The following is a 19,260-nucleotide window of genomic DNA, read 5'->3' on the forward strand; positions in this document are numbered from 1 at the left end:
GCCGCGCGTGGCGGCCCGCGCGCTCACGCCGCCTTGTACGGCTTGACCTCGACGCGGCCGCGCCCGAAGGCCCAGCGCAGCAGCCGCGCGACCAGCCGGTACACCAGCCGGACGAAGGTGGCCCACAGCAGCACTTCCACCAGGCACAGCACGAAGCCGGCGAAGGCGCCCCAGCGCGCCGAACGGGCGTGGAACTTGGCCACCAGGCTGTCGCGCTTGATCTCGATCGAGTCGTAGAAGCTCGGGATCACCAGCAGCGTGAGGAAGGTGGACGTGATCGTGCCGCCGATGATGGCCACGGCCATCGGACGGTAGAACTCGCCGCCCTCGCCGACGCCGATGGCCACCGGCATCATGCCGGCGATCAGCGCGAAGGTGGTCATCAGGATCGGCCGCAGGCGCTTGCGGCCGGCGGCCATCAGCGCGTCCTCGCGGTCGACGCCCTCGTGCTCCAGCGAGCGCGCGGCGTCCAGCAGCAGGATCGCGTTCTTCGCCACCAGGCCCATCAGCATGATCACGCCGATGAAGCTCATCAGGTTCAGCGTGCCGCCGGTGATCAGCAGCGCCGCGACCACGCCGATCAGGCTCAGCGGCAGCGAGATCATCACCGGCAGCGGCGCCGTGAACGAGCCGAACTGCATCACCAGGATCAGGTACATCAGCCCGATGCCGCTGAACAGCGCGATGCCCATCTCGCGGAACACCTCCTGCTGGTCGCGCGAGGCGCCGGCCAGCTCCAGCCCGTAGCCGGGCGGGTAGTCCATCGCCTTGGCGATCTTCAGCGCGTCGGCCGTCACCTCGCCGGGCGAGCGGCCCTGCGCATTGGCGGTGACCGAGATCGTGCGCTTGGTGTCGGCATGCTGGATCTGCGACGGCCCCTTGCCCATCGACACGGTGGCGATCTGGTCCAGCGGCACCATGCGCTGCGTGCCGGTGACGGCGATCGGCAGCCGCTCGATGTTGCCGGCCTCGACGCGGTCGTCGGGATGCAGCCGCACCGCGACGTCGCGCGCCTCGCCCGAGGGGTCGATCCAGTCGCCCACCTCGATGCCGGCAAAGGCCACGCGCAGGGCCTGCGCGGTGTCGTTGACCGAGATGCCCAGCGCGTTGGCCAGGCCGCGGTCGAGCTCGATCTTCAGCTCGTCCTGCGGGTCCTGCTCCGACAGGCCCACGTCCACCGCCCCCGGCACCTTGCGCAGCTTGTCCATGAAGGCGTTGGTGATCTCGAGCAGCTTGCGCGAATCCGGGCCGGTGAAGCGGATCTGCACGGGCTTCTGCGCGCCGTTGTTCAGGTCGTCGAGCACGGTGTACTCGGCGCCGACCAGGCGCGCCGTCAGCACCCGCAGTTCCTTGGCGATCTCGATCGCGCTGCGCTTGCGCGTCGGGCTCTTGCCCACGTCCACATAGACCCGGCCGCCGCCGACGTTGACGGTGGCGTTGGTGGCCTTGGTCTCGGGCATCGTGCGCGCCAGCGCGGCCGCGGCCTCGACCTTCAGCCGCGCGTAGTCGAGGTTGGCACTGGAGGGCGTGCGCACCTCGATCGCGATGGTGCCGTAGTCGGAGCTGGGCAGGAAGCTGGAGCCGCCGAACCTGGCCTGCATGCCGATCGCGGCCACCAGGCTGGCGAAGGCGAAGAAGAACATCCAGGCGCGGTGGTGCAGCGCCCAGGCGATGACCTTGCCGTAGCGGTCGGCCTGGTGGTCGAACCAGTGGTTGAAGCCGGCCAGCAGCTTGCTGATGCCGCGCTTGGGCGCCTCGTGGTGCCCCGGCGGGTCGCCCCAGAAGGCCGACAGCATCGGGTCCAGCGTGAAGGAGATGAACAGGCTCACCAGCACCGAGGCCACCACGGTCAGGCCGAAGGGCCGGAACCATTCGCCCGAGACGCCGGGCATGAAGGCCACCGGGATGAACACCGCGACGATCGAGAAGGTGGTGGCCGCCACCGCCAGCCCGATCTCGGCGGTGCCGCGCAGCGCCGCGGTGCGCCGGTCCTCGCCCAGCTCCATGTGGCGCACGATGTTCTCGCGCACCACGATCGCGTCGTCGATCAGCACGCCGATCGCCAGCGACAGGCCCAGCAGGCTCATGAAGTTGAGCGTGAAGCCGCACAGCCACACCGCAATGAACGCCGCGATCACCGAGGTCGGCAGGCTGAGCGCGGTGATCATCGTCGAGCGCCACGAGTTCAGGAACACGTAGACCACCAGCACCGTGAGGCCGGCGCCGAACACCAGCGCGTCGATCACGTTGTTCAGGCTGTTCTGCGCGTCGATGCCGCCGTCCTGCGTCACTTCGAGCTTGGTGCCCTGCGGCAGCGTCTTGTTGATCTCGGCCACCAGCTTGCGCGCCTCGGCCGCCACCGACACCGTGCTGGCATCGCGCGAGCGCACCACCGACATGCCGACGTTCGGCAGCCCGTTGCGCAGGCTCTGGCTGGTGAGCTCGGCAAAGCCGTCGCGCACCTGCGCCAGCTGGCCCAGGCGCACGGTCTCGTCGCCCTGGCGCTTGACGACGATGCGCTCGAAGTCGGCCGGCGATTCGAGCCGGCCCACCAGCCGGATGCTCTGGTCTTCCAGCGTGCCGCGCACCTTGCCCACCGGCGCGGTGGTGTTCTGGTTGCGCAGCGCGTTGGTCACGTCGGTGATGGAGACGTTGAACTCGCGCAGCTTCTCGGCGCGCAACAGCACGCTGAGCTCGCGCTTCAACGAGCCGTTGACGTTGACCACCGCAACGCCTGGAATGCCGCGGAAGCGGTCGGCCAGCTTGTCCTCGGCCAGGCGCGAGATCTCGGCATGCGTCTGCGTGCTGGAGGACAGCGCCAGCTGCATGATCGGCTGCGCCGACGGGTCCAGGCGCTGCAGCACCGGCTCGCGCATCTCGATCGGCAGCTTGTGGCGCACCGAGCCGATGGCGTTGCGCACCTCGTCGGCGGCCTGGACCATGTTGGTGCCGAACTTGAAGATCAGCACCACCCGCGCATTGCCCTCGCTGGCGGTGGCGCGGCTCTGGTCGACACCGGAGACGCTCTGCAGCGGCTTCTCGATGCGGTTGATGATCTCGCGCTCCACCGTGTCGGGCGAGGCGCCTGGGTAGGTGATGTTCACCACCAGCACCGGCTGCTCGACATCGGGGATCTGGTTCACGCGCAGCTTGCTCAGGGCCAGCAGGCCCAGGCACATCAGCGCGATGATGATGACGATCGTCGCGATCGGACGCTTGATGCTGAAGTCGGACAGGAACATGGCGTCAGCCTCCCGAGGACCTGGCCGCCACCGGGGCCACCGCCGGGCCGCCCGAGGCGGCGGCGGCCGGGCTCGCGGCAGCCATCTCGACCGCCTGCCCGTCCACCAGCGTGCCGCTGGGGTTGCGCAGGATCTTGTCGCCTTCGCTCAGGCCCGAGCGCAGCACGTACATGCCACGCCGCGCATCGCGTTCGCCCAGCTGCACGCGCTGTTTCTGCAGCTTGCCGCCGGCCACGCGCCAGACGCTGGCCTCCTCGCCGGTCCACACCAGCGAGGCCTCGGGCACCATCACCACCTCGGCCGAACCGGTCTGGATGCGACCTTCGGCATACAGGCCCGAGACCTGGGGCCGCGCGTCGCCGGTGAATTCCACCAGCACCTCCACCTGGCGCGTGGTGGCGTTGGCCGCGGCGTCGATGCGCTTGACGCGGCCGCTGAACTCGCTGGCGCCCAGCCCGTTGACGCGGAAGCTCACCGGCTGGCCGACCTTGATCTCCTGCATGCGCTCGGCCGAGACCTGGCCTTCGAGCCGCATGCTGGTGGGGTCGATCACCTTGACCAGCTCCTTGCCGACCTGCGCGGTGTCGCCGGCCGAGACCTTGCGGTCGGAGACCACGCCGTCGAAGGGCGCCCGCACCTCGGTGCGCTGCAGCTGCTGGCGCGCCGAGGCGACGCGGGCGCGCGCCGCCACCAGGTCACTTTGCGCGTTATTGCGGCGCACCTCGGCATCTTCCATCGCCTGGATCGAGCTCATGCCCTGGGCCTGCAAGGTGCGCAGGCGCTGGAACTGGCGCTCGGCCTGCTCGAAGCTCTGGGCCGCGGCGCGGGCCGCCTCGTCGGCCGAGGCCAGGCTGTCGCGGATGGCCTGGTCGTCCAGCCGCACCAGCAGCTCGCCGCGCTTGACCGGCTCGCCATTCTCCTTCAGCACCTGCAGCACCACGGTGGACACCTCGGCGCGCAGGTCGGCCCGGCGCTCGGGCTGGATCGAGCCGGTGAGCAGCGGGCCCGAACCCTGCACGCTGCGACCCACGGTGCGCAGGTCTTCGGGGCTGATCAGCAGCGGCTGGGCCGGCGCGGAGGCGCCCTTGGCCGAGGCCACGGCGGCCGAGGCGCCCGGCTTGGCCGCGTCGGCCCCTTCCTTGCCGGACTTGCCGCAGGCCGCGAGGGTGACGGCGGCCGCGACGGCCAGCCAATGGATTCGCTTCATCGACGGGAGCTCCATGTTCTTCGGGTGTCTTGACTTGTGGCCAAGGGCCGGAAGGATAACGGCGCCGCCCGGCCGCGCCGAGGGGGCAGGCGACGAACCGTCGGCGCGGTGGGTTGAAACGCCGATCGGCGACACCAGCGGACGGCTGGCCGCCGCATCAGACCCTGTCGAGTTCACCAGCACGGGGCGCCCGGGTCAGCCGCGGGGTCACACGCCACCGCGCAGCGCGACCAATCGCGCGCTGCCGGGGTTCAGCGCGTCGGCCACGTCCATCGCCGACAGCAGCGCCGTCTCCTGCGCGTCAAAGGGGCGCAGGTAGCCGCCGGCGAACCACAGCCCGCCCTGGCCCTGCAGCATTGCCAGCCGGCGCTGTGCCTGCAGCGTGGCCACGTTCGGCAGCATGTGCTGGAACTGCGCGCCGGCCAGCGGCGCGGCCGGCAGTGCGCCGCGATGCGTGACCCAGCTCTTCCACAGCGCCGGTGCACTGCCGCCGGCCGGTGCCGGCAGCACGCGCGCCAAGTCCATGCTGGCCTCGCAGAACGCGCCTTCGGCACGGCAGTTCAGGAACGAGCGCCAGGCCGGCTGCGCCGCGGCATACAGCGGGTCGGCATGGATCATCAGCGTCGCGTCGAAGAAAGTGATGCCCTGCAGCGCCATGCGCTGCGCCGCGCTGCCGGCGAGGGCCTGCAGCAGCGCCACGGTGGGCGGGCCGGACGAGGCGAACACCAGCTGGTCGAAGTGCTGCGGCGCGCCGCTGCCGGCCTGCAGCACGAAGCCGCCGGCGGCGTCGCGCATCACCGCGTTCACCGGTGCGCCGGTGCTCACGCTGGCAGTGGCGAACTGCGCCACCATGCGCTGCAGCGGGTCGATCATGCCGCGGTCTAGCACGTGGTAGGTCAGCGGGTCGGTCAGCTGCGCCGGCGCCGCCTTGGCGGCGAACACCAGCGTCGCGCGGGCCGACAGCGTGCGCGCCTCCTCCAGGTTGCCCGAGTACAGCGAGGCGACCCACGGCAGGATCACCGTGTCGATCTGCGCCGGCGTGAGGTTCAGCGTGGGCAGCCAGTCGCCCAAGGTCAGCAGGTACGAGGCATTGTTCGCCTCGCGCCGCCGCGCCGCCCGCAGCAGCGTGTTGAAGGCCTGGATGCCGCTGCGGTTCCACGGTGCCAGCAGCGGCCAGGCACGGCCCGGCAGCACCGGCGAGACGAAGCGCGGCGTGGCCTCGTTGGCCGCGTCCACCGTGATGCTGGCGTCGAAGGCATGCGAGCCGCCGGTGGACGCCGGGTACAGCCCGAGCAGCGTCAGCAGCTGCACATAGGTCGGGTACGGCCCGGGATGGAAATACTGCGCGCCGACATCGACGATCGCGGTCTGCCCGCCAACCTCGATCGGCACGCTCTGCACATTGCCGCCGATCGAGGGCCGCGCCTCGAACAGGCTGACGTCCCAGGTACCATCGAGCAGCCAGGCGCAGGCCACACCGGCCATGCCGGCGCCGATGACCGCGACGCGCGGCAGGCCGGTGGCGGGGGCGCGGGCGGGCAGCCCCAGGCCAGCGGCAGCCGCGGCCAGGCCACCGATCAGGCTGCGGCGGCCGGCCTGCGGACCAGCGCGCTGCGAAGAGGAGTCCTGGGCCATGCGGCACCTCCGCTGCGTCGCACAAGCGGCGACGGCCAGGCACGGTAGCCAGCTGCCCCGGCCTTGGCAAGACCAAGTCCCTGCAGGCGCGCCACCGCACAATGCCGCGTGGACCTGAAATTGCTGGAAGACCTGGCGGCACTGGCGCAGGCGCGCAGCTTCGTGCGCGCGGCCGAGGCGCGGCATGTCACGCATCCCGCGTTCGGCCGCCGCATCCGCGCGCTGGAAGCCTGGGTCGGCGTGCCGCTGGTGGACCGCAAGCGTTCGCCGGTGCAGCTCACCACCGCGGGGCAGGCGCTGCTGCAGCAGGGCCGCAGCCTGATCGACGGCCTGCAGCAGACGCGCGACGCGCTGCGCCAGCACCACGGCGCCGAGGGCGGCGAGGTGCTGCGCATCGCCACCGGCCGCACGCTGGGGCACACGCTGCTGGCCGACTGGCTGGCGCGCCTGTCGCGGCCGCGCCAGCCGCTGCACGGCCAGCGCATCGAGATTCGCACCGGCACGATGACCGAGGTGGCGCAGGCACTGGAACGCGGCGAGGCCGAGCTGCTGTGCTGCTACGAGCATCCGGCGATGTCGGTGCGGCTGAGCGGCCAGCGCTTCCGCCACCTGACGCTGGCGCACGACAAGCTGGTGCCGGTGTCGCGCGCCAACGCCCAAGGGCAGCCGCTGCATGCGCTGGCCGACGGGCCGCTGATCGCCTATGCCGCCTCGCTGTCGCTGGGCGCGCTGCTGCTCGACCACCTGAGCCGCGCGATGCCCGAGGCCACCGGCCGCACGCGCTGCGTGTGCGACTCGCCCGACGCGATCCACGAATTCGTGCGGCGCGGCCTGGGCCTGGCCTGGCTGCCGTGGTCGATGGTGGCCGGCGACTGCAAGCAGGGCACGCTGGCGGTGCTGGGTTCGCGCAGCGACGAGGTGCACTTCCAGGTGCGGCTGTACCGCCCGCGCGCGCGCCAGGGCGCGCTGCTGGAAGCGGCGTGGGCGGCGACGGACCAGTAGCGCCGCCGGGCGAGGCGGCACGCGCTGCGTGATCAGCACGGATCGGTGCCGATTCGGCACGGGCTTCGCCGGCCCGTCGATCAGACTGCCCGACACCGCCCCCTTCCGAACCGAGGCCCCGCATGCAAAGACGTCGCTGGATCACCACCCCCCTGGCCCTGCTGGCCGCCGCCGCCCTGGCGCCCGCCGCGCAGGCCCAGGCCGACTACCCGAGCCGCCCGATCACGCTGGTGGTCGGCTACCCGCCCGGCGGCAGCGTCGACCTGGTGGCGCGCATCCTCGGGCCCGAGCTGTCGAAGCAGCTCGGCCAGCCGGTGGTGATCGACAACGCCGGTGGCGCCGGCGGCACCATCGGCGCGCAGCGCGTGGCCAAGGCCGCGCCGGATGGCTACACGCTGATCGTCGGCTCGAACAACGAGATGGCGATCGGCAAGCTGGTGAACCCGGCGCTGCGCTACGACCCGCAGCGCGACTTCACGCCGGTGGGCCTGATCGCCGGCCAGACCATGGTGCTGGTGGCCGCGCCGCACACCAAGGTGAAGACGCTGGACGACTTCGTCGCGCTGGTAAAGGCCCATCCCGGCAAGTACAGCTACGGCAGCTCGGGCATCGGCACCGGCCTGCACCTGGCCGGCGAGATGGTGAAGGAAGCCGGCGGGCTGTTCATGGTGCACGTGCCCTACCGCGGCGTCGGCCCGCTGACCAACGACCTGATCGGCGGCCAGCTCGACTTCGGCGTGTTCGTGCTCTCCAGCGGCCTGCCGCAGATCCGCGCCGGCAAGGTGAACGCGGTGGCCATCACCGAAGCCCGCCGCGCCAGTGCCGCGCCGGAGATCCCGGCCTTCAGCGAGCACCCGGCGTTCCGCAAGGTCAACATCGGCATCTGGTTCGGGCTGTTCGGCCCGGCCGGGCTGCCCGCGCCGGTGGCCACGAAGCTGCAGCAGGCCTTCCAGGCCGCGATGGCCTCGCCCGAGCTGCGCCGCAAGCTCGAGGAGGCCGGCGCGCGCCCCGCCCCCGGCGGCGGCAAGCCCGACGAGGTGCTGACGGCCTACCAGAAGGTGGAACAGGAAAAATACGCCCGCATCGTCGACTTCGCAAAGATCCGCAGTGAGTGACGCCACCCTTCCCCTGGCCGCCCCGTTCGAACTGCCCTGCCCTGCGCTCGGCCGCTGGCGCGAAGGCAACACCGGCACCGAAGGCGTCTGGCAGTTCCACGGTGCCGAGCCCGGCCGCGCGGTGCTGGTGACGGCGCTGGTGCACGGCAACGAGCTGTGCGGCGCCTGGGCGCTGCTGGCCGCGCTGGAAGCCGGGCTGCGCCCGCGCTGCGGCACGCTGACGCTGGCGTTCTGCAACCTCGCCGCGTTCGACCGCTTCGATGCCGCGGCGCCCGACGCCTCGCGCTTCGTCGACGAGGACTTCAACCGCGTCTGGGGCCCCGGCCTGGCGACCCGCATGGCCGGCGAGGCCGCCACCACCGAGCGTCGCCGCGCCCGCGCGCTGCTGCCGTTCGTCGAGCAGGCCGACTGGCTGCTGGACCTGCACTCGATGCACGAGCCCGGCGAGCCGCTGCTGCTGACCGGCCTGGGCCGGCGCCACATCCGCCTGGCGCACGCGCTGCAGGCGCCGCGCTGCGTCATCAGCGATGCCGGCCACCGCGAGGGCCTGCGCCTGCGCGACCACGGCCGCTTCGGCGCGATGACCGACGGCGACAACCGCGCGCTGCTGCTCGAATGCGGCTACCACGGCGCACTGTCCAGCCGCACGGTGGCGCTGGACATGCTGGCGCGCTTCCTCGCTGCCAGCGGCGCGCTGGCGCTGCAGGACATCCCGCCCGACTGGTGGCAGCCGCGCCCCGCCGCACCGCAGCAGCTGCTGGCCGTCACCCACGCGGTGGCCGCGCGCAGCCTGGATGTGCGCTTCGCGCAGGACTGGCATGGCGGCCAGTGCATCGCGCAGGCCGGCACCGTGATCGGCTGGGACGCCGGCGAACCCTTCACGACCCCCTACGACCACTGCACGCTGGTGATGCCCTCGCTGCGCCAGCTGCGCGCCGGCGTCACCGTGGTGCGGCTGGCGAGGGCGGTGCCGATGGGGTGAACGCGGTGAGGCATCGGCCGCTAAACTGCCGGCGACGCCTGACCCTCCAGCCATGCATCCGCTCATCGAATCCCATCGCCAGCAGCTGCGCGAGCTTGCGGCCCGCCGCGGCATTGCCGATCTGCGCGTCTTCGGCTCGATGGCGCGGGGCGATGCCAAGGACGACAGCGACATCGACCTGCTCGTCACGCTGCCGCCCGGCACCAGCGCGCTGGCGCTGGGTGGGCTGTTGATGGATGTGCAGGAGCTGCTGCACCGACCCGTCGATGTCGTGACCGAAGCGGCACTCCATCCGGCCTTGCGCGACGAGGTGCTGGCCTCCTGCGTGGTGCTATGACACCCGGTACCGCGACTGACCGCGCGTTGCTGATCCACATGCGCGACTGTCTTCAGCGCATCGCCGAGTACACCGGCCACGACCGCCAGCGATTCGAGACATCGCGCATGGTGCAGGATGCCGTGGTCCGCAACCTGCAGACATTGACTGAGTCCAGCCAGCGCTTGTCCGAGGAGATACGCGCCACCGAACCCGCGGTGCCATGGCGCGAGCTGGCAGGTTTCCGCAACGTGCTGGTGCATGGCTACCTCGGCATCGACCTGGCAGCCGTCTGGCTGGTGATCGAACAGGACCTGCCGCCGCTGGCCGCTGCGCTGGAGCGCATGGCCGCGCGGCGCGCGGACTGAACCGCTCTGCGCTCACCCCAGCCGCTGCCCCAGGAACGCCAGCACCTGCGGGTTCTGGAAATAGTTGGTGTGGTAGGTGTCGGCGGTGCGGCCCAACGCCAGCATCGTCGGCACGCCCTGCACCACGCCCGGTGGCTGTCCGAAGAAGCTCATGGTCTCGGTGTCGACGATCAGGTCGTTGGCGCCAGGGAAGACGATGTCGGCGCCCAGGTGGGCCAGCTGCAGGCCGGGGTTGCGGAAGCGGGTCCAGAATTTCCACAGCGGCTGGCCGAGGTTGGGCTCGAAGTTGGCGCTGACCGCCGACAGCGCCGGCTGCACCTGCCAGCGGCTGGCGAACAGCCGCTGCGTTTCGGCGTTATTGTCGGTACGCTGCTGGCTGGCCAGGCCGGGCACCAGCGCCACCGCGGCGTCGGCCACCGGCAGGCTGGCGCCGAGCTTCAGCGTCTTGCCCAGCACCTTGGCCAGGCCGGCGGCGCCAGCGGCCAGCGGGAACACCGCGCTGGCCGCGCCGCCCAGCTGCGACAGCGCATTGGCCACGTTGGCCAGCAGGTCCAGCGCGGCGCGCAGCCGGTACGGTGAGGCCAGGCTGGTGCCGGCCAGTGGCGAGCCGACGAAGACCGCGCGCGCCACCTTCACCGGCATCAGCCGCAGCAGCCAGGACACCACCAGCCCGCCGCGGCTGTGGCAGACGATGTCGATCGGCCCCTGCACGCCGGCCAGCGCGGCGCCCAGATCCAGCGCATTGAGCCAGGGCGCCACCGACAGCGTGGCGTGGTCGAAGGCCAGGATGTTGGCGCCGTAGGTCTGCTGCCACTGCTGCAGCAGCGCGCGGCCGGGCGTGTTGGCGGCGTCGCCCAGTTGCTCGAACCACATCTCGCTCTTGCTGAAGGTGCCGTGCACCAGCAGCAAGGTGCGGCCCTGCAGCTGCGGTGCCGGCGCCGGCCGCAGCGCGCCGTTGTGCCACTGGCGCAGGCCCTGGTTCGGCGTCAGCCAGCCGTCCAGCGCGGTCAGGCCGGTGGTGACGCGGTTGGCGCCGACATCGGGCTGGTCGTCTTCGCTGAACGCGAAGCGTGCCAGCACGTCGCCGAAGCCGAACACGCCGGCCCGCCGCGCGCGGCCGCGCAGCGCCTGCGCCGGCGGCGGCTCGTACAACCAGCGCAGCACGCCGTCGTCGTCGATCAGGCTGACGCTGGCGCGCGGGTCCTGCAGCGCGGGCGTGAAGCCGCGCCGCCGGCGCGTGGCAATCGGCACGTCCACCGGCGTGCCGGGCGGCTCGCTCAGGTTCAGCTGCTGGTCGGCCTGCTGCCACAGCGCGGCATTGAAGGCCAGCGGGCCGCTGGCGGGGCTGCTGGTGCTGGCGTTCATTCGCGGCCTCCCAAAATCGGCAGCGGCGTGATCAGGTGCTCGCGCGCGATCACGATGTCCAGCGCCGAGTCGAAGTCGCGCGCGCTGCGCAGCGCGTCGATGCCGGCCTGGCGCGCCTCGCGGAAGCCGCAATGCTCGGTCAGCCGCACGGTTTCCAGCGGCGCCAGGCGGCGCTCGCGGATCAGCTTCCACACCGTGGCATGGTCGGCGCTCCACCAGGGTTCGCGCTGCTCGCGCACGGTGGGCGCGGCGTCGGTGGGCTCGTCGCTGGTGGCCTCGCGCGCCATCGGCAGCGCGGCGCGGAACTCGGTCTGGAAGCCCGAGTGCCGCCAGTAGCCCGGCAGCGCATGGCCTTCGAGCAGGAAGATCACCGGGTAGATGTCCACCAGCTCCAGGCAGGCCGCGAACAGCAGCGCCAGGTCGATGCAGGTGCCCATGCGCGCCTGCTCGATGGTGCTGGGCGTGCGCAGGCGCTGCGAATCGAGCTTGGCGCTGTAGCCGGGCGGCGGATTGATGTAGCCCAGCTGCCACTCGTGCAGCAGCGCGGCCCACAGCGCCTCGACCTGCAGGTCGACCTGGTCCAGCGATTCGTCGTCGGGCTGCAGCGTGCCCGCGGCGGCAGCCTGGTAGCCCTCGAAGCCGGCGTTGGGATCGTCGCGGATCACCCGCACGTAGCGCTGCGCCGCGGTGATGACGCGCTGCACCGCGGGGTCGCGCGGCAGCACGAACGACGGCAGCCAGCGGCCGCTCTTCTGGTTGTCGCGCCACTGGTCCACCGGCAGCAGGCGCAAGGGGAAGGTGTCGGCCAGCAGCGTCGGCCCATCGAGGACGCTCACCTTGACGTACAGCGCGCTGCGCAGCGCCTCGGAGGCCGTGCGCATCAGCGCCGCGGTGAGCGGCAGGCGGATGCGCTTGAGCAGGTTCAGCCGCGGCTCGCGCAGCACCAGCTCGCTGTCGTAGCGTGCGCGCTCGGGGCCGCAGTGCAGTTCGACCTCGATGCGCAGGCGCGGCTGCGCGTCGGGCTGCAGGCGCACCAGCTCGAAGCGCTCGAACAGCGGCTGGTGGTTGTGCAGCTCGGCATAGTTGATCTCGGTCTTCTCCTTGAACAGCAGCTCGACCGGCGCCGAGGGCCGCTCTTTTGGCGTGATATCGACCGCAGCCGCCGGCAGCGGCGGGGGCGCTGCCGCCTTGCCCGGTGCGGGCAGCAGCGGCGCGCGCGCCCACAGCGCGATGCCGGTGCCGGGCATCAGGTCGGCCTGGCGCCGCATCTCGGCCCAGGACTGCACGAAGGCCTCGGGCAGGTGCCAGTGCGTCTGGCGCAGCCGGGCGTAGAGGTTGTCGAAGAAATACTCGGCCAGCGAACTCTCGAAGCTGTCCTGGAAGCCCATGCTGGCCAGCACGCCCGCGGGCAGCAGCATCGGCGCGATGCGCGCGGCCGAGTTCCACAGGTTCAGGCCGACGAAGAAGGGCGCGTGGCCGCCGGCCACCAGCGCATCGCCCAGCGGCTGCGGCACGGTCATCTGCGGCAGGCCGCCCTCGCCCTTCAGCAGGCAGCCATCGAGCACCACGGTGTCGCCGTTGAGCCAGTCGTTCACGGTCTGCACGCGGCCGTCCATGGCCACCAGCGCATCGGGGCCGGCGGCTTCGCGGTAGCGCAGCAGGCCGCCATGGTTGTCGCAGCCGCTGAAGTGCACGATCTCGGGCCGGAACGCGGCACAGCGCTCGCGCAGCTGCGCCAGCGTGGGCGTGTCCAGCACCTGCCAGCGCGCCGCGTCCTCGGCGGCCAGGCCGAAGGCCGCGCGCACGCGGTCCTGCTCGCCCTGCACCTCGTAGGCCTGGGCCAGCGCGCCGGGGTAGCTGTGCACGAACAGCACGCGCGGCGCCGGCGCCTGCGCCGCCAGGGCGGTAGGCTCGAAATGCCGCGGCCAGCGCTGCGCGCGGATCTGCGCGGCCGCGTCGATCTGCAGCTCGCGCATCACGGTGAGCTGGCGGCCTTCGCTGCGGTAGGGCTTGGTCGCCCGCGCGAGCACGAATTCCCACGGAAAGGTGCGGCCGTCCCAGCCGATGTGCTCGGCTTCGTAGGGCATCTGCACCACCGCCTGGCCGGCGGCGGCGATGGCGCGCAGCGCCGCATCGTCGAGGCCGAAACCGCGCAGGGTGGCCGCCGCGTCCTGCTGCTGCTGCAGCGCCACCTCGGCCCCGGCGGGCCAGCGTTCGCGGCTGCGCAGCACATAGCTCCAGCGCCGCGCCTCGCTGGCCAGCGAAGGTGGCCGCGTCGCGGGCTCCGGCCCCGGCGCGCCGAGCGCGAACACCTTCTCGGGCGTGGCGATGCGCATGCGCGTCAGGTAACGGGCGGTGTCGGTGCTGTCGCTCATCGGGGACCCCTAGGTTGCATCCGGCGCGTCCCTTCATTGATGGATCTCGTTGCGCCACGGCCGCGCCTATTCTGGACTGACCACTTCTCCGCCGGGAGCCCGATGATGATCAGCAACGAACGCAGCGGCCATGAGCCCCCTCAACGTCCGCCCTATCGCGGCCCCCAGGGCGAGCACAACCCCTGGCCGACCCGGCCGCGGCTGATGCTGCAGTTCCGCGCCGAGTACGAGGTGCCGCAGCGCGACGGTGCCGAGGCCGAGGTCGAGCGCCTGCACGTCGGCCCGTGGAAGGCGCTGCGCGAGCGCTTTCCCGGCATCACGCTCAAGCGCGGTCTGCGCAGCACGCAGCCCGAGGCGCTGCAGGCGCTGATCGAACGCGCGCAGCGCAGCGACCCGAGCTACCAGCCCGGCCATTTCGACGGCTATTTCTGGGTCGACAGCGACGAGCGCGTGGACCTGCCCGCCCTGCGCGACGAACTGCTGCGCTGGCCCGCGGTGCGCGTGGCCTACATCGACCGGCCGACGCCCGACCCGCTGGTGAGCCCCGGCGACGACGTGCGCGAAGCGAACCAGGGCTACCTGAACCCGGCGCCCGAAGGCATCGACGCCGAGTACGCCTGGGGCTTTGCCGGCGGCGACGGCGCCGGCCAGCGCTTCATCGACATGGAGCGCGGCTGGACCTTCAGCCACGAGGACCTCACTGCCCACGGCGCCACGCTGCTGCACGGCACCCTGCTGGACAGCTCGCGCGCGCACGGCACCTCGGTGCTGGGCGAGGTGTGCGCGGTGGACAACACGGTGGGCTGCGTCGGCATCGTGCCCCATATCGCCAGCGTGCGCACCGTCTCGTACAACGGCAGCACGCGGGCCGACGCCATCATCGCGGCGATCGGTGCCTTGAGCTTCGGCGACGTGCTGCTGCTCGAGGCGCAGGTGACGGTGGACGGCGCCAGCCTGCTGGGCCCGGTCGAGGCCTTCGACCAGGAGTTCGACGCGATCCGCCTGGCCACCGCGCTGGGCATCATCGTCGTCGAGGCCGGCGGCAACGGCACCAACAACGGCAGCACGCCGCCGCTGGCGATGGACAGCTTCGTCGACCCGATGGGCCGCAACCTGTTCAACCCGGCCAGCGCCGACTTCCGCGATTCGGGCGCCATCATCGTCACCGCCGCCACCTCCGCCGCGCCGCACACGCGCATGGTGTGGGCGCCGCACGGCCAGCGCATCGACGCCTATGCCTGGGGCGAGAACGTCAACACCACCTCGTCGAACAACGCCGGCAGCACCACGCTGTACACCAGCGGCTTCAGCGGCACGTCCAGCGCATCCCCCATCGTCACCGGTGCGGTGCTGGCGATCCAGGGCCTGGCGCAGGCGCAACTGGGCTTGCGCTTCGGCCCGCGCCAGATGCGCGCGCTGCTGCGCGACCCGGCCAACGGCACCGCGCCGGCGGCCGGCGAGACCACCGCGATCAGCCGGCTGCCGAACCTGCGCGCCATCATCGACGGCAATGCGCTCGGGCTGGCGCCGGACATCTACCTGCGCGACTTCGTTGGCGACAGCGGCGAGCCGCACACCGGCCCGATCTCGGCCAGCCCCGACGTCATCCTGCGCCAGGCGGCGGTGGCCGCGCCGCAGGCGGCCTTCGGCCCCGGCAGCGGCACCGAGAACAGCAACACGCTGAGCGACGCGGCCGAGGCCGGCCAGGACAACTTCGTCTACGTGCGGGTGCTGAACCAGGGCGGCAGCGCGGCGGCCAACGTCACCGCACGGGTGTTCTGGTCCGAGGTGGCCACGCTGGTCAGCCCCGACCTGTGGCACCCGCTGGGCAGCGTGGTGCTGCCCAACGTGCCCACCGGCGAAGTACTGACGGTGTCCGACGCCATCACCTGGCCCGCGGCGCAGATTCCCGCGCCCGGCCACTACTGCTTCGTCGCGCTGCTCGACCACCCGCGCGACCCCGCGCCCTCGCCCGGCGCGCTGCTGAACTGGAACAACTTCAACGATTTCATCCGCAACAACAACAACGTCACCTGGCGCAACTTCAACGTCGTCGACAACGACCCCGCCACCGACCCGCAGGCGCCCAAGGGCTTCGTCGCGCTGCCCTTCCTGATGCCCGGCGCCTTCGACGAGCCGCGTCGCTTCCGGCTCGAGGTGCTGGCCAAGCTGCCGGCCGAAGCGAAGCTGGTGCTCGAGCTGCCGCTGCGCCTGGCCGGCCAGCTGGGCGAAGCCGCGCAGCAGGCCGAGATCGACCGCGAGAAGCGCGTCGTGCGCCTGCGGCTGCGGCCCTCGGGCCGGCATGCGCTGCCGTGGCTGTCGCTCGCGGCCAAGGCACGGCACCGGCTGCGGCTGCTGGTGGCCATTCCCGACAAGCTGCGCGCGCACCGCTACCAGGTGGCGGTGCGGCAGGTGTGGGAAGAGCAGGAGATGGGCCGCGTGACTTGGGTGTTAGCGCCGAAGGGGAAGGGGTGAGGGTGGGGGCTGCGCGCGAGAATGGCACCCGGTGCCACCAGGCGGCAGTGCGCGACAGCCAGACTGTGCGCCTACGGGCCGCGCAGCGCGCTCACGCGCGCCTTCAATTCGGGCAGCACCTCGGCCTCGAACCAGGGGTTGCGTTGCAGCCAGCCGTTGTTGCGTGGACTCGGGTGTGGCAGCGGCAGGACCTGCGACCCCTGCTCGCGCCAGGACCTCACGGCCGCGGTCAAGGTCGTGCCGGTGCCCGGCTTCAAGTGCCAGGCCTGCGCGTAGGCGCCGATCACCAGCGTCAGCCGTATGGACGGCAGCTTGTCCAGCAGTCGTGCCCGCCAGGTCGGGGCGCACTCGGGTCGCGGGGGCAGGTCGCCCGAGCGACCTGGGCCCGGGTAGCAGAAGCCCATCGGCAGGATGGCGATGAAGTCGGGGTCGTAGAACGACGACCTGTCGATGCCCATCCACGCACGCAGCCGTTCGCCGCTGGCGTCGTCGAACGGAACCCCGCTGGCAGCGACCTTGCGCCCCGGCGCCTGCCCCGCGACCAGGATGCGGGCCCCTGCGGCGGCCTGCAGCACCGGGCGCGGCGGCGTGCTCAGGTGCGGCGCGCAGATCGTGCACGCCCGCACCTCCTGCAGCAGGCGATCCAGTGGCTCGCTCGTCGGGACCGCAGACTGTGCCATTCCCTCACCGTTCATTCCCGCGTGTCATTCCCCCGATGACCGCCGACATCGCTGGCCGGCCCCCGCGAAGGACGGCTGGGGTCGCTCGAGGTCTCCACCTCGACGATGAAGTTCGCATCGAACGCCGGGTTCTCGTTGACGCCGGCGCGGGCATAGCCACGCGGGTTGCACACGACGCGGGTGCCGTTGACCTGGTGGTCGAAGCTGTCATGGGTGTGGCCATGGATCCACAGCGACACCCGGTCTGCGCGCAGCAGGTGCGCGGCGTCGGACACGAAGCAGGCATTGAGCAACGAATCGGCGAAGCGCGGGTGGATGCTGTGGCGCGACGGTGCGTGGTGCGTGATCACCACCGTGGGCCCGGCATGGCACTCGGCCAGCCGGCGCTCCAGCCAGGCCGAGTGCTGTCTGAACAGACGCACCGAGTCTTCCGGCGTGAAGATTTCGGGCGAGGACTCGCGGGCCCGGATGCGGCTGAAGTCCCGCATCAGGCGCCGGGCCTCGGACTTCGCCGCGGCGCGCTGCTGCGGGTCGTCGAACAGTTCGAAGTCCGTCCACAAGGTGCTGCCCAGGAAGCGTACCCCGCCCATGACAAGCTCGCGCTGGTCCATCAGCTGCACCTGGGTGCCCTGGCACAGGCGCTGCAGTTCTTCGAGCGCTCCGTCGATGCTGCTGCCGTAGAACTCGTGGTTGCCGGGCACGTAGAGCACGGGCTTGTCGAACGTCCGGGCCCAGGCGATGGCTTCGCGCGGGCGCGCGATATCGCCGGCCAGCACGACCACGTCGGCATCGTTGACCGGCCAATCCATCGCATCGAATCCCAGGTGCAGATCCGATAGGACGTTCAGTCTCATGGGTGTGTGTCGATCCGGTGCCGTGGTCCGTCACGCGGCGGCGGCCGACTCAGTCAGAAGCCTCTGGCGGCGTGGGTGGATCGGGCTTGGGAGCATCCAGTCCCCACGACATCCAGTCTTCACCGAACAGTTCGGACGGATGCAGCGTCGCCACGCTGCCGTTGCCGCACATCAGCGAATCCGCCGGGCAATACTTGTCGCAACCCCAGCAGATGCGCTCGGGGTGCTTGGGGTGGATGGGGAACTTCTTGACCACGGTGTGCGTTCACGCGCCGCCGCGTGCGTCGACCCGCTCGATGTTCCTCTGGTGCGCTTCCAGCATGACCCCAAGATCGGTCCGGACCTGCGCGTCCTGGATACGCGGAATCAGCGCCTCCAGGCGGCGCACCACCCAGGCCTGGCCGCGGTTGAGGAAGCTCAGGCGCTGCTCGAGATCGGGAATCGCCATGGCCTTGCCCCAGAACGCACCCGTCGTGCTGGACGGTGTGCCCTCCAGCGACTGGATGGTGCGCATCAGCATGCCGCACCAACGGACTTCATCCTTGTGGACATCCTGCACCAGCGTGGTCAAGGCGCTCGGCGGCATGTCGCGCGCTGTCTCCATGGCCACCCGCGCACCTGCACGTTCGGCCTCCAGCAGTTCGTTCAGCGCCGCCAGCAGTTCATCACGCGAGGCCAGCGTGGGTTCGGGAGCAGGGGTACTCATGGCAGGTTTCCCAACAGGTCGGTGAACGGGCGGGTGATTAAAAGAGTCATCTGACGTGCATCTTATAGTCTTTGGCTCGGCGGTCAAGCCCCACAGGGCATCCGGAACGGCACCGTTCGGCCCGGGGTTGTGGCGTGCGTGGGCCGATGGGTGTCGAGCACCCGGCGTTAGAGTGGGCTCACCCGACGGGCGCGCACCGTTGTTGCGGAGGGTTGGCCATGCATCGTTTCCAGATCTACCGCTACGACCCGGACCAGGATTCATCGCCCCGCATGCAGACCTACGATCTGGCGATGGAGCACGGGGACCGCATGCTGCTCGATGTGCTGATCAGGCTGAAGGCCATCGATCCGTCCCTGAGCTTCCGGCGCTCCTGTCGCGAAGGCGTGTGCGGTTCCGACGCCATCAACATCAACGGCAGGAACGGGCTCGCCTGCTTGACGAACATGCGCTCGCTTCCGAACACCGTGGTCCTGAAGCCCCTGCCGGGTCTGCCGGTGATCCGCGACCTGTTCGTCGACATGACCGGCTTCTTCAAGCAGTACCACTCCATCCGGCCCTGGCTCGTCAACGAGGATCCACCACCTGAAGTGGAGCGCCTGCAGTCACCCGAAGCGCGAGATCAGCTCAACGGCCTGTACGAGTGCATCCTGTGCGCCTGCTGCTCCAGCGCCTGCCCGAGCTACTGGTGGAACCCGGACAAGTACGTGGGCCCGGCTGGTCTGCTGCAGGCCTATCGATTCCTGGTCGACAGCCGGGACCAGGCCAGCGGCGAGAGGCTCGACAACCTGCAGGACCCCTACCGGCTGTTTCGCTGCCGCACGATCCTCAACTGCACCGACGTCTGCCCGAAGGGACTGAACCCGGCCCTGGCCATCGGCAAGATCAAGGAGATGATGGTGCGGCGCGCGACATGAGCTTGCGCGCGCGGCCGCAGC

16 protein-coding genes are annotated in these 19,260 nt (G+C 71.1%); 7 read left to right on the forward strand and 9 right to left on the reverse strand.

Going from position 1 to position 19,260, the window contains the following annotated elements; genetic code table 11:
* Window positions 1–23: 23 nt before the first annotated feature.
* From ACILR4_RS16740 to ACILR4_RS16750, 3 genes are all read right to left on the reverse strand, one after another.
* Entirely contained in the window at window positions 24–3,242 is a 3,219-nt protein-coding gene (locus tag ACILR4_RS16740) for an efflux RND transporter permease subunit (protein ID WP_395701995.1), read from the reverse strand.
* A gap of 4 nt (window positions 3,243–3,246) precedes the next feature.
* Window positions 3,247–4,449, reverse strand: a complete 1,203-nt coding sequence (locus tag ACILR4_RS16745; protein ID WP_395701996.1) for an efflux RND transporter periplasmic adaptor subunit — start codon at window positions 4,447–4,449, stop codon at window positions 3,247–3,249.
* Between the two features lie 207 nt (window positions 4,450–4,656).
* Complete coding sequence (locus tag ACILR4_RS16750) at window positions 4,657–6,084, reverse strand: FAD-dependent oxidoreductase (protein ID WP_395701997.1); 1,428 nt, start codon at window positions 6,082–6,084, stop codon at window positions 4,657–4,659.
* Window positions 6,085–6,192: 108 nt separating this feature from the next.
* On the opposite strand from ACILR4_RS16750, the gene ACILR4_RS16755 reads away from it, so the two are divergent.
* The 5 genes from ACILR4_RS16755 (at window position 6,193) to ACILR4_RS16775 (ending at window position 9,867) form a co-directional block, all read left to right on the forward strand.
* Window positions 6,193–7,086 carry a LysR family transcriptional regulator gene (locus tag ACILR4_RS16755; protein WP_395701998.1) on the forward strand — a complete coding sequence of 298 codons (894 nt, stop codon included), beginning with the start codon at window positions 6,193–6,195 and terminating at the stop codon, window positions 7,084–7,086.
* A gap of 122 nt (window positions 7,087–7,208) precedes the next feature.
* Window positions 7,209–8,201: a Bug family tripartite tricarboxylate transporter substrate binding protein gene (locus tag ACILR4_RS16760; RefSeq protein ID WP_395701999.1), complete on the forward strand. Its 993-nt coding sequence runs from the start codon at window positions 7,209–7,211 to the stop codon at window positions 8,199–8,201.
* The gene (locus tag ACILR4_RS16765) at window positions 8,194–9,183 is read left to right on the forward strand and encodes a succinylglutamate desuccinylase/aspartoacylase family protein (RefSeq protein WP_395702000.1); all 990 of its coding nucleotides are present in this window, start codon (window positions 8,194–8,196) and stop codon (window positions 9,181–9,183) included. The genes ACILR4_RS16760 and ACILR4_RS16765 overlap by 8 nt, the downstream gene beginning before the upstream one ends.
* 52 nt (window positions 9,184–9,235) lie before the next feature.
* A complete protein-coding gene (locus ACILR4_RS16770) occupies window positions 9,236–9,520 on the forward strand; it encodes a nucleotidyltransferase family protein (RefSeq protein WP_395702001.1) in 285 nt (94 codons plus the stop codon).
* 38 nt (window positions 9,521–9,558) lie between these two features.
* Entirely contained in the window at window positions 9,559–9,867 is a 309-nt protein-coding gene (locus ACILR4_RS16775) for a DUF86 domain-containing protein (RefSeq protein ID WP_395702002.1), read from the forward strand.
* A gap of 12 nt (window positions 9,868–9,879) precedes the next feature.
* Here ACILR4_RS16775 and ACILR4_RS16780 read toward each other — a convergent pair whose 3' ends face one another.
* The gene (locus tag ACILR4_RS16780) at window positions 9,880–11,232 is read right to left on the reverse strand and encodes an esterase/lipase family protein (RefSeq protein WP_395702003.1); all 1,353 of its coding nucleotides are present in this window, start codon (window positions 11,230–11,232) and stop codon (window positions 9,880–9,882) included.
* Window positions 11,229–13,607, reverse strand: a complete 2,379-nt coding sequence (locus tag ACILR4_RS16785) for a hypothetical protein (RefSeq protein WP_395702004.1) — start codon at window positions 13,605–13,607, stop codon at window positions 11,229–11,231. The genes ACILR4_RS16780 and ACILR4_RS16785 overlap by 4 nt, the downstream gene beginning before the upstream one ends.
* A 102-nt stretch (window positions 13,608–13,709) precedes the next feature.
* On the opposite strand from ACILR4_RS16785, the gene ACILR4_RS16790 reads away from it, so the two are divergent.
* The gene (locus ACILR4_RS16790) at window positions 13,710–16,082 is read left to right on the forward strand and encodes a S8 family peptidase (RefSeq protein ID WP_395702005.1); all 2,373 of its coding nucleotides are present in this window, start codon (window positions 13,710–13,712) and stop codon (window positions 16,080–16,082) included.
* Window positions 16,083–16,153: 71 nt separating this feature from the next.
* On the opposite strand, the gene ACILR4_RS16795 is transcribed toward ACILR4_RS16790, so the two are convergent.
* The 4 genes from ACILR4_RS16795 to ACILR4_RS16810 are packed head-to-tail and all read right to left on the reverse strand — an operon-like array spanning window position 16,154 to window position 18,322.
* Window positions 16,154–16,762 carry a uracil-DNA glycosylase family protein gene (locus ACILR4_RS16795; protein ID WP_395702006.1) on the reverse strand — a complete coding sequence of 203 codons (609 nt, stop codon included), beginning with the start codon at window positions 16,760–16,762 and terminating at the stop codon, window positions 16,154–16,156.
* 11 nt (window positions 16,763–16,773) lie between these two features.
* On the reverse strand, window positions 16,774–17,616 hold the full coding sequence (locus ACILR4_RS16800; RefSeq protein ID WP_395702007.1) for a metallophosphoesterase: 843 nt from the start codon (window positions 17,614–17,616) through the stop codon (window positions 16,774–16,776).
* 49 nt (window positions 17,617–17,665) lie between these two features.
* Entirely contained in the window at window positions 17,666–17,872 is a 207-nt protein-coding gene (locus ACILR4_RS16805) for a DUF3079 domain-containing protein (protein ID WP_395702008.1), read from the reverse strand.
* Between the two features lie 9 nt (window positions 17,873–17,881).
* Window positions 17,882–18,322: a DUF6306 domain-containing protein gene (locus tag ACILR4_RS16810; protein WP_395702009.1), complete on the reverse strand. Its 441-nt coding sequence runs from the start codon at window positions 18,320–18,322 to the stop codon at window positions 17,882–17,884.
* 218 nt (window positions 18,323–18,540) lie between these two features.
* On the opposite strand from ACILR4_RS16810, the gene ACILR4_RS16815 reads away from it, so the two are divergent.
* Window positions 18,541–19,239, forward strand: coding sequence for a succinate dehydrogenase iron-sulfur subunit (locus ACILR4_RS16815; protein ID WP_395702027.1), 699 nt, complete (start codon window positions 18,541–18,543; stop codon window positions 19,237–19,239).
* Window positions 19,240–19,260 lie beyond the last annotated feature (21 nt).

Origin of the sequence: Aquabacterium sp. (assembly GCF_044226965.1) — a bacterium.
Lineage (GTDB): Bacteria > Pseudomonadota > Gammaproteobacteria > Burkholderiales > Burkholderiaceae_C > Pseudaquabacterium.